This window comes from Pseudomonas sp. Sample_11 (assembly GCF_004307505.1).
Taxonomy (GTDB): domain Bacteria; phylum Pseudomonadota; class Gammaproteobacteria; order Pseudomonadales; family Pseudomonadaceae; genus Aquipseudomonas; species Aquipseudomonas atacamensis.
Genome location: NZ_RCOD01000082.1, coordinates 52,094 through 62,233, shown reverse-complemented (window position 1 = coordinate 62,233; position 10,140 = coordinate 52,094). Strand labels below are relative to the sequence as shown.

General features: G+C 61.6%; 8 protein-coding genes. 4 read left to right on the top strand and 4 right to left on the bottom strand.

Annotated features, from left to right (window positions below; genetic code table 11):
- Positions 1-435: 435 nt before the first annotated feature.
- A complete protein-coding gene (locus D8U60_RS22860; protein ID WP_039764159.1) occupies positions 436-1,194 on the top strand; it encodes a hypothetical protein in 759 nt (252 codons plus the stop codon).
- A 253-nt stretch (positions 1,195-1,447) separates the two neighbouring features.
- Here the strand turns inward: D8U60_RS22860 and D8U60_RS22855 are convergent, their stop codons facing one another.
- The 3 genes from D8U60_RS22855 to D8U60_RS22845 all read right to left on the bottom strand — a co-directional run bounded on the left by D8U60_RS22855 (position 1,448) and on the right by D8U60_RS22845 (position 5,877).
- A complete protein-coding gene (locus D8U60_RS22855) occupies positions 1,448-3,415 on the bottom strand; it encodes a methyl-accepting chemotaxis protein (RefSeq protein WP_130901006.1) in 1,968 nt (655 codons plus the stop codon).
- A 108-nt stretch (positions 3,416-3,523) separates the two neighbouring features.
- Positions 3,524-4,924 (bottom strand): PLP-dependent aminotransferase family protein, encoded by a 1,401-nt coding sequence (locus D8U60_RS22850; protein WP_130901005.1) that lies wholly within the window; start codon positions 4,922-4,924, stop codon positions 3,524-3,526.
- A 191-nt stretch (positions 4,925-5,115) separates the two neighbouring features.
- Positions 5,116-5,877 (bottom strand): SDR family oxidoreductase, encoded by a 762-nt coding sequence (locus tag D8U60_RS22845; protein ID WP_122700216.1) that lies wholly within the window; start codon positions 5,875-5,877, stop codon positions 5,116-5,118.
- Between the two features lie 236 nt (positions 5,878-6,113).
- Here D8U60_RS22845 and D8U60_RS22840 point away from each other — a divergent pair, with 236 nt between their 5' ends.
- Positions 6,114-7,118, top strand: coding sequence for an NADP-dependent oxidoreductase (locus D8U60_RS22840; protein ID WP_041479470.1), 1,005 nt, complete (start codon positions 6,114-6,116; stop codon positions 7,116-7,118).
- 126 nt (positions 7,119-7,244) lie between these two features.
- Here D8U60_RS22840 and pyrF read toward each other — a convergent pair whose 3' ends face one another.
- A complete protein-coding gene (gene pyrF, locus D8U60_RS22835; protein ID WP_122611433.1) occupies positions 7,245-7,943 on the bottom strand; it encodes an orotidine-5'-phosphate decarboxylase in 699 nt (232 codons plus the stop codon).
- A gap of 262 nt (positions 7,944-8,205) precedes the next feature.
- Here pyrF and D8U60_RS22830 point away from each other — a divergent pair, with 262 nt between their 5' ends.
- Both D8U60_RS22830 and D8U60_RS22825 read left to right on the top strand, forming a co-directional pair.
- Positions 8,206-8,955 carry a response regulator transcription factor gene (locus D8U60_RS22830; protein WP_130901004.1) on the top strand — a complete coding sequence of 250 codons (750 nt, stop codon included), beginning with the start codon at positions 8,206-8,208 and terminating at the stop codon, positions 8,953-8,955.
- The gene (locus tag D8U60_RS22825; protein WP_130901003.1) at positions 8,955-10,004 is read left to right on the top strand and encodes an ATP-binding protein; all 1,050 of its coding nucleotides are present in this window, start codon (positions 8,955-8,957) and stop codon (positions 10,002-10,004) included. Before D8U60_RS22830 ends, D8U60_RS22825 begins: the two co-directional genes overlap by 1 nt.
- Positions 10,005-10,140: the final 136 nt, after the last annotated feature.

Below are 10,140 nucleotides of genomic sequence, written 5' to 3'. Positions count from 1 at the left end.
CCCTGTTACCGCCGTGAAAGGGCGGTGTCCTAGGCCACTAGACGAAGGGGACACACTACAACATTCACTCCCTGCCGCGTTTCGCTGTGTGCTTTACGCTGCAAGTGGCGCGCATTCTATGGATGGATTGAGGGGTCGTCAACCCCCTGATATAAATTTATTTAAATCAATGACTTCGACCTGGATTACGGGCCGCGTAGGGCTTTTCCGTCGTCCGAAACCTGACGCCTATATTCCGCCACTCGCCAAGACGTTATAGTCACCGCACAGTGATGGCAATCTGCACATCAAGCGCCAGCATTCATCTATACAGCTGGCGGCCGATACAGATTGCAGCAGCCGATCAAACCCGTCGAGCGGCGCTAGGCGCCTAAATGCCCAGCCACTACACTCGCATGCGAACCCTATAAAGAGGTCTTACCGGTGACACCACTCATGATCACCCTGCTAGTCGTAGCCGGGATCGCAATTCTGATCGCCATTGGCTACATGAACCATGTGGTGGAAAACAACAAACTGGAGAAGGCCCGCACCAAGGTCGAACTCAACGACCGCCTGCGCCGCTGCGGCGAACTGACCGAAACCTTCCCCGGCCAGTTCATGACCCCGGCGCTCAAGTTGCTGCTGACCCGCCTGGAACTCAACGTCTGCCAGCGCCTGCTCAATCTGGAAAAGACCAGCGCAACCACCAAGGCCCGCATCACCGAACTCAGCGCCCTCGTTGCCCAGGGCGAATCGATCCCGGTGAACAACCCGCCCGCGCCGATCCTGACCGAAGCCAAAGCCAAAGACGTGCGCTTCCTCCTCGAAGCCCTGCACGGCCAGATCACCCGCGCCGCCCACGACGGCTTCCTGCCACCCAACGAAGCCAAACAATGGATTCGCGAAGTGCGCCACATTCTCGTGCTGCTGCACATCGAATTCTTCAACAACCTCGGCCAACAGTCCCTGCAACAAAACCAACCCGGCCAGGCCCGCCTCGCCTTCGAACGCGGCGTGCAATATCTGCGCAAACAGCAGGACCCGCAGATGTACGCGGAGCAACTGCAATACCTGGAAAAACTCCTCGCCCGAGCGAATGCCCAGGTCATGGACAAGATTGCCCCGGTAGAAGGTGAAGAAAACCAACTGACTGCCGGTTTGAAGGATGTCGAAGCCGATGCGGACTGGAAGAAGAAAGTGATTTACGACTAAGGTGCGAATACTGGTAAAGAAGCCACCATTACAGGTGGCTTTTTTGTGGCCGACTTGAAAGAGGTGTGAGTTGAAGACCGCTTTCGCGAGCAGGCTCGCTCCCACATTGGGAAGCAGTGTTCTCATGTAAAAATCGGTCGGGTGTCAGGCCGCCTTCGCTGGCAAGCCAGCTCCCACAGAACAGCAAAAGCAAAACCGGGCCATCCCCACGCGGCGAGGCCGAGAGCCTGGCCGGCCCGAAGGCCGCCAAGACTCAAAGCCGAAAATGCCCAACCATCGAGCGCAACTCACCGCCCAACTGCGCCAGCTCAACACTCGAAGCCGCATTCCCGCGCATGGCCACGGAAGAGTGATCCGCGCTCGCACGAATCTGCGTAACACTGCGATTGATCTCCTCCGCCACCGAACTCTGCTCCTCCGCCGCCGCCGCGATCTGCTGATTCATCTGCTGAATCAACGACACCGCCGCGGCAATACTCCCCAGCGCACTTTCGGTCTGCAACGCATCACTGACCGCCAGTTTGACCAACTCGCCACTGCTGCGAATCTGCTGCACCGACGACTGCGCCGCCGCGCGCAGAGCACTGACCAAGCGCTCGATCTCCTCGGTCGATTGCTGCGTGCGCCGCGCCAGTGCACGCACTTCATCGGCCACCACCGCGAATCCCCTGCCCTGCTCGCCGGCCCGCGCCGCTTCGATCGCCGCGTTCAGCGCCAACAGATTGGTCTGCTCGGCCACGCTCTTGATCACCTCCAGCACCGTGCCGATATTCTGAATCTCGGCGCTGAGGCTCTCGATGCTGGAACTGGCCGAAGTCGCCGAATCCGCCAACTGCTCGATCCGCGCCATGCTCTGGCGCACCACCTGCTGGCCGCTCTCGACCTTGTCATCCGCCGTCTGCGCCGCCAGCGCCGCCTCTTCGGCATTGCGCGCGACGTCATGCACGGTGGCGGTCATCTGGTTCATGGCGGTGGCGACCTGCTCGGTTTCCTCCTTCTGGCTGTTGACCTCCAGATTGGTCTGCTCGGTCACCGCCGACAGCGATTGCGCGGAACCGGCCAAGCGCTCGATACCGGCCTGCAAGCCGCTGACAATCGTGCCGAGGCCGGCAGCCATCTGCTGCATCGCCAACATCAGCTGACCCATTTCATCGCGGCGCGTCACCTCGACCTTCGCCGTCAGATCACCCGCAGCAATCTGCTGCGCCACACGAATGACACTGCGCAGCGGCGCCACGATCAGGCGCGTGATCACCCACGCGGCGAGCAATCCGACCAACAAGGCCAGCGCCGAAGAGCCAATGATCAACACCGTGTTCTTTTTCAGCTCCGCCTGCATCGAAGCATCTTCGGCGACATAGGCCTGATTGACCCGGTCCACCACCTGCGCCGCGCGCTGATGCAGTTGGTCATAAACCGTTTTTTCTTGCGCCAGCAAACCGGTGTATTCAGCCAGTTTCTCGTTGAATCCGGCGATATGCCCCGACACTTCGTTGAGCACCGTCAGATAGCCCTCGTCCTTGACCGTGGTTTTCAGCGCCTCGGCCTGCTCCTGAGCCTGCGCGGCCTGCTCGATGTTGCCTTGGCCAGCATTGTCGGCATCGCCCTTGCGGCTCTGATCCAGACGCACCCGCGCTTCGTTCATCGCTTGCAGCATCAGTCGCGAGACCTGACTGACCTGATTCGCCTGTTCGATGAACTGCGCGCCGTCCTTGCCCTCGGTGTCTTTCAACGTATAAGCGCCATCATCGGCCAGCCCGCTCTGCAACACGTCGAGGTTATTGGCCACGCTGGACACCGACCAACTGGCCATCTCCAGCGCAAGGTCCTTGGCCTGGCTCAGCGAGACGAACTCATCGAACGCCTTGCGATACGCGCCCAGGGCTTGCTCGACATCGCTCATCACCGGCACATTGGCCGGGGAATGTGCCTTGAGCTCGCCGGCAAGGACGATCAGCTCATCGACGCCTTCGCGCAAGGCATCGGCGGTCTTCGGATTGCCGCGCAGGGCGTACTCCTGCTCGAGCAGGCGCACCTTGAGCAGGCCGCTGTTGAGCGCGGACATCTGCTTCAAGCCGTCGAAACGCAGGCTGATGGTTTGCAGAGACCAGACGCCGATCGCCGCCACCAATGCAGTCAGCAGCAAGACCAGCACAAATCCGATACCCAGTTTTTTCGCCATACCGAGGTTGGCAAAACGTCCTTGCACGGCCGAAATCATTGCGCGTAGTCCCCTGCCAAAGTCTGTGAACGAAGATTCGCAACGGGCTCGAACCAGCACAAGACTCTGGCGTCGGAATAATGGCAAAAAGCTACGCCCGCGTCGTTTTCAGAATGCTGGAGGTCGATCCGCGCAAGTATTGCGAAAAAACTGCCGAGCCCGCGGGTCGCAGGCACAGGCCACATTGATGCGCTGCCAGTCACCGCACTCACCGCTGGGACTGAAGGCGTCCGCTGCTGATAACTCCAGCCCGCAACGCTGGGCCTGCCTGCGCACCGACGTCTGGTCGCGCAAGCGCGCCCGCGCCCAGATAAACAACCCGCCAACCGGCTTGCCGAACACTTCCCACTCGGCATCTTCCAGGGCCTGCAAGGCCGCCGCGCGATCGGCATTCAAGCGCTGGCGCTGGCGCTGCACCAATTTGCGATACGCACCGGTCGCCATCAGCCTGGCCAGCACCGCCTCGGCCAGCCTCGAACAGCCCAGGCCGCTGATCATCTTGACCTCGGCCAGGCGCTTCAGCAGTTCGCTGTCAGCCAGAACAAAGCCGACCCGCAACGAACTGCTCAGGGTCTTGGAGAAGCTGCCGACATAAATGACCCGGCCGCCATGGTCCAGCCCCGCCAACCGCGTACCGCTGCCGGTGTGCAGATCAGCGTAGACGTCATCTTCGATCACGCGCAGGTCGTAGGTCTTGCTCAATTGCACAATGCGCTGGGCGACGGCAGGCGTCAGGCAACTGCCAGTGGGATTGTGGTGATGGCTGCCGATGAACAAGGCAGCGGGACGAAACTGACGCAGCACTGACTCGAGCATGTCGATGTCCGGCCCGCTCGGTGTCCGACGCACTTCGAGCATCTGTACGCCGTGCAGGCGCAGCAGGTCAAACAACGGTGCATAACCAGGCGTTTCCACCACCACGCAGTCGCCGGCCTTGAACAGGGTGCGCACGATCAGATCGAGCGCATGACTGGCACCGCTGGTGCTCATCAGCCGGGTATTGCAAGCGTCGATGTTCAGCAGTTTGAGACGCTTGGCAATTTGCTCGCGCAACGCTGGCAGGCCCAGCGGCGAGCTGTAGTTGAACAGGCTGGCCATGTCGGTGCGCGCCACCTCGCGCAGCGCATAGCTGAGGTCGTCGGGCTCACGCCAGCTCGGCGGCAAGCCTCCTTGCCCCAAAATCAAGCGGCCCGTCGAAGCGCTCACCTCATCGCACCACGCATGGCGGCCCTCGAACACTGCCAGTTCCGAGTCCGTTTCGCGCAACGGCGGCGAGGCCGCGACGATGAATCCCGCGCCCTGACGCGCAGTCAACACACCTTGCGAAACCAGGCGCTCGCAGGCTTCGACGACACACGACTGGCTGAGCAGATTACCCCGGGCGATTTGCCGTACGGAGGGCAACCGGGTGGCAGGCGGGATGCCGCTTTGCACAATCCAGTCAGTCATTCCGTCGACGATCTGCTGCACGACCGGCACCATTGCCTGTCGGTCAATTCTCAGTTCCATGAGCTCGCAAACTCCTGTCAGTTTTGCTGGCAGCAGTAAATCACAGCCGCGCCGCCGAGGCTGTGCGACAACGCCGCCAAATGCGGCAGTTCTAACGGTTTGATACACATTGTTTAACGGTATTCACAGGGACCGACCGCGAGGTACAAAAAAACCCGCACGCAGGCGGGTTCTTTGTATTTCGGCAACTTTCAGAACGCTGTCACGCCGCCGTCCACCGCCAATGAGTGCCCAGTGGTGAACGCTGCGCCATCGCTGCACAGATACAGCACCGCGCTGGCGATTTCCTCGACCTTGCCAATGCGCCCGACCGGGTGCATGGCGTTGGCGAATTCGGCCTTCTTCGGGTCGGCTTCGTAGGCACGGCGGAACATGTCCGTATCGATCACTGCCGGGCACACTGCGTTGACGCGGATTTTCTTTTTCGCGTATTCGATCGCCGCCGACTTGGTCAGGCCGATCACCGCATGTTTCGACGCCGCATAGATGCTCATTTTCGGCGCTGCGCCCAGCCCGGCTACCGACGCCGTGTTGACGATCGCGCCACCGCCCTGCGCCAACAGCAACGGCAACTGATACTTCATGCACAGCCAGACGCCTTTGACGTTGACGCCCATGATCGCGTCGAACTCGTCCAGCGTACCGTCGGCCAGTTTGCCCTTCTCGATTTCGATCCCGGCGTTGTTGAAGGCATAGTCGAGACGACCGTAGGTATTGATCACCTCATCCATCAGATTTTTTACGTCGCTTTCCACTGTCACGTCGCAGCGCACGAAGGACGCTTCGCCACCGGCGGTACGAATCAGCGCCACCGTGCCTTCGCCTCCAGCCGCGTCGAGGTCAGCCACCACCACTTTCAGGCCTTCGGCGGCAAACGCCAGGGCTGTCGCGCGACCGATGCCGTAGGCGGCTCCCGTGATTACAACCACCTGACCGGAAAACGTCATGCTCATGGCTATGTCCTCGAATGCAAAAAAATGGGAGATGTTGGCGTCGCAGCATAGCCAAGGGCAGCGAAAGCACGTCAGCACTATGCAATCGCTGTTTACCGGCGCATGCGCCGCAGTGATGAAACCCGCCCCGTAACCATCACTGCACTGGATCGACTCGCATTCGCCGTATCAGCCAACCTTGCGACATCGCCGTTGAAGAGCTATCAACAAGGCTTCATTCCATTCGAGTGCCTGTCATGACCAACCAGACCAATCGCCAGTTCCTGCTCGCCAAACGCCCGGTGGGCGCCGCGACCCGCGAGACTTTCACTTACCAGGAAGTACCGGTCGGCGAGCCACAGGCGGGACAGATTCTGGTGAAAAACGAATACCTGTCCCTCGACCCGGCCATGCGCGGCTGGATGAACGAAGGCAAGTCCTACATCCCGCCGGTCGGTCTCGGTGAGGTCATGCGCGCACTGGGCGTGGGAAAAGTCATCGCTTCGAACAATCCTGGCTTCGCCGTCGGCGATTACGTCAATGGCGCCCTCGGTGTGCAGGATTATTTCCTCGGCGAGCCGCGCGGTTTCTACAAGGTCGACCCGAAACTCGCGCCATTGCCACGTTATCTGTCTGCACTGGGCATGACCGGCATGACCGCCTACTTCGCCCTGCTCGACGTCGGCGCACCGAAAGCCGGTGACACCGTGGTGCTGTCCGGCGCCGCAGGTGCGGTGGGCAGCGTGGCCGGACAGATCGCCAAAATCAAAGGCTGCCGCGTCGTTGGCATTGCCGGCGGGGCCGACAAGTGCAAATTCCTCATCGACGAATTGGGCTTCGACGGCGCCATCGATTACAAGGCCGAAGACGTCGTGGCCGGACTGAAGCGCGAATGTCCGAAAGGCGTGGACGTGTACTTCGATAACGTCGGTGGCGACATTCTCGACGCGGTGCTGAGCCGCTTGAACATGAAAGCGCGGGTGGTGATCTGCGGCGCGATCAGCCAGTACAACAATAAAGAAGCGGTCAAAGGCCCGGCCAATTACCTGTCACTGCTGGTCAATCGCGCGCGGATGGAAGGTTTTGTGGTGATGGACTACGCCGCGCAGTTCGCCAGCGCCGCGCAGGAGATGGCCGGCTGGATGGCCAACGGGCAGCTCAAGAGCAAGGAAGATGTGGTTGATGGGCTGGAGACGTTCCCGGAGACGCTGATGAAACTGTTCAACGGCGAGAACTTTGGCAAGTTGGTGTTGAAGGTTTAAGGCCAGCCTGAAACCAATGTGGGAGCGAGCCCGCTCGCGAAAGCGGAGGATCAGTCGGTAATGACGCCGACTGACACTCCCTCTTCGCGAGCAGGCTCGCTCCCACAGTTGGATCTTCAATAAGCTTTAGGCAATTTCGGCTACGACTGCGGCCAACGCCTGCGCCGGATCTGCCGCCTGGCTGATCGGACGGCCGATCACCAGATAATCGGAACCGGCATCCAGCGCCTGACGCGGGGTCAGAATGCGCCGTTGGTCGTCCTGCGCGCTGCCCGCCGGGCGAATCCCCGGCGTCACCAGTTGCAGCGACGGGTGCGCGGCTTTCAGCGCCGACGCTTCCAGCGCCGAACACACCAGACCGTCCATCCCGGCCTTCTCGGCCAGCGCCGCCAGACGCAGCACTTGTTCCTGCGGCTCGATATCCAGACCAATACCGGCCAGATCCTCGCGCTCCATACTGGTCAGCACGGTCACGCCGATCAGCAACGGTTGCGGACCACTGCGCTTGTCCAGCTCTTCGCGGCAGGCGGCCATCATGCGCAGGCCACCGGAGCAGTGCACATTGACCATCCACACACCCATCTCGGCAGCGGCTTTCACGGCCATCGCGGTGGTGTTGGGGATATCGTGGAATTTCAGGTCCAGAAACACTTCAAAACCCTTGTCACGCAGGGTGCCGACGATTTCCGCCGCGCAGCTGGTGAACAGTTCCTTACCCACTTTGACCCGGCACAGTTTCGGGTCCAACTGGTCGGCCAGCTTCAGTGCGGCGTCACGGGTGGGGAAATCCAGGGCGACGATGATAGGAGTCTGGCAGGCGGACATGGATGGGCTCTCAGGCTGGTCGAAAACGGCGCGCATTGTAGCGGAACCGGCGGCGGCGCGGCACCCGATGATCGGTAAATCGTCGCGCTGGCGGTTATCAGCTTAGCCCGCACGGCTATTGTGTCGACTCCGATACACAGCCGACACGCCGGCAACACGCACCCGGGTTAGCCTCGCCCGGCGCAACACGTCCTTACAACAGCACTTCCCGCCTCCCGGCCGGACGCCTATGCTGAAACCACCCCTGGCAGTGAACAGCCCCATGCACACCACCCCGACAACCGTGACGGATGAAAGCAAAGACGACAAGCGCTGGAGCATCCGCGCGCTGATCGTCGATGATGACGTGCCGATCCGCGAGCTGATGATCGATTACCTCGCCCGTTTCAACATTCACGCCAGCGGCGTCACCGACGGCGCGGCGATGCGCCAGGCGCTGCAGGGCGAACATTTCGACGTCATCGTCCTCGACCTGATGCTGCCCGGCGAAGACGGTCTGTCGCTGTGCCGCTGGCTGCGCGCCGAATCGGACATCCCGATCCTGATGCTCACCGCCCGCTGCGAACCCACCGACCGCATCATCGGCCTGGAACTGGGCGCCGACGATTACATGGCCAAGCCGTTCGAACCGCGCGAACTGGTCGCCCGCATCCAGACCATCCTGCGCCGCGTGCGCGACGACCGCAGCGAACAGCGCGCCAACATTCGCTTCGACAACTGGCGCCTGAACAGCGTCCTGCGCCAAGTGGTCGCCGACAATGGCCTGGTAGTGCCGTTGTCCAACGCCGAATTCCGCCTGCTCTGGGTCTTCATCGAACGCCCGCGCCGCGTGCTCAGCCGCGAACAACTGCTCGACGCCGCTCGCGGTCGCTCGATCGAAGCCTTCGACCGCAGCATCGACCTGCTGGTCTCGCGCCTGCGACAAAAACTCGGCGACGACCCGAAAGCCCCGCAACTGATCAAGACCGTGCGCGGCGAGGGTTACCTGTTCGACGCGCGGGACATCGGCTGATGAAGGCGCGCTTGGACACCCTGTTCGGTCGCCTGTTCGGGGTGCTGTTCGCGGCGATTGTCCTGGCGCACCTGCTGGCCTTCGCCTGGTTCAGACTCTACGGCCCTCCTCCGCCCCCACCACCGCCAGAGTTCTCAACGAACATCGACGGCCAACCGCCGCTGCACAACACCGCTTACCCACCGAGGCAAACACGCCCCTGGTTCGGTGGCCCGGTGGTACCGCTGACCTTTCAGTTCATCACTCTGATGATTGCCGCCTGGTACGGCGCCAAGCTGCTCAGCCGGCCGATCCAGCGCCTGAGCGACGCCGCCGAGCGCCTGAGCGAAGACCTCGACAGCGACCCCCTCGACGAATCCGGCCCGCGCGAAGCCCGGCAAGCGGCGCACACTTTCAACCTCATGCAACGGCGCATCCGCGAACAGGTCCAGCAACGCGCGCGCATGCTCGGCGCCGTCTCCCACGACCTGCGCACGCCACTGTCACGCCTGAAACTGCGTCTGGAAAACATCAGCGACGACAAGCTGCAAAGCCAGATGCGCCAGGATCTGGACGACATGATCGGCATGCTCGACGCCACCCTCACCTATCTGCACGAACAACGCACCAGCGAAGCCTTGCAGTTGCTGGACGTGCAGGCGCTGGTCGAATCGCTGTGCGAGAACGCCCAGGACCAGGGCGCCGATGTACAGGTCAGCGGCCACTGCGCGCCTTTGCCAGTACAACCGATGGCGCTGCGCTCGTGCATCAACAACCTGCTGGACAACGCGCTGCGTTACGCCGGACAGGCGCGGATTGAACTGCTGGAACAGCGTGAGGAATTGCTGATTCGGGTGATTGATCACGGGCCGGGTATTGCTGAAGACCAGCGGGAAGCCGTGTTTGAACCGTTCTACCGACTGGAAGGATCGCGCAACCGCAACTCCGGCGGCGTAGGACTGGGCATGACCATCGCCCGCGAAGCCGCGCAGCGGCTGGGTGGGGGGTTGGATCTGGAAGAAACACCGGGTGGCGGGCTGACCGCCGTTGTCCGGTTGCCACGGGGCTGAGGCTCAGCCGACTTGAAGTGTGAGCGAGCCTGCTCGCGAAAGCGTCTGATGATTCAATGCATCTGTTGAATGTATCGGCCTCTTCGCGAGCAAGCTCGCTCCCACAATGAAACTGAGTGTATTCGGTAGATATTGG

Excerpts from the sequence above, each read along its gene's own strand:
- D8U60_RS22860 (WP_039764159.1), top strand. The coding sequence starts at position 436 with ATGATCACCCTGCTAGTCGTAGCCGGGATCGCAATTCTGATCGCCATT.
- D8U60_RS22855 (WP_130901006.1), bottom strand. The coding sequence starts at position 3,415 with ATGATTTCGGCCGTGCAAGGACGTTTTGCCAACCTCGGTATGGCGAAA.
- D8U60_RS22850 (WP_130901005.1), bottom strand. The coding sequence starts at position 4,924 with ATGGAACTGAGAATTGACCGACAGGCAATGGTGCCGGTCGTGCAGCAG.
- D8U60_RS22845 (WP_122700216.1), bottom strand. The coding sequence starts at position 5,877 with ATGAGCATGACGTTTTCCGGTCAGGTGGTTGTAATCACGGGAGCCGCC.
- D8U60_RS22840 (WP_041479470.1), top strand. The coding sequence starts at position 6,114 with ATGACCAACCAGACCAATCGCCAGTTCCTGCTCGCCAAACGCCCGGTG.
- pyrF (WP_122611433.1), bottom strand. The coding sequence starts at position 7,943 with ATGTCCGCCTGCCAGACTCCTATCATCGTCGCCCTGGATTTCCCCACC.
- D8U60_RS22830 (WP_130901004.1), top strand. The coding sequence starts at position 8,206 with ATGCACACCACCCCGACAACCGTGACGGATGAAAGCAAAGACGACAAG.
- D8U60_RS22825 (WP_130901003.1), top strand. The coding sequence starts at position 8,955 with ATGAAGGCGCGCTTGGACACCCTGTTCGGTCGCCTGTTCGGGGTGCTG.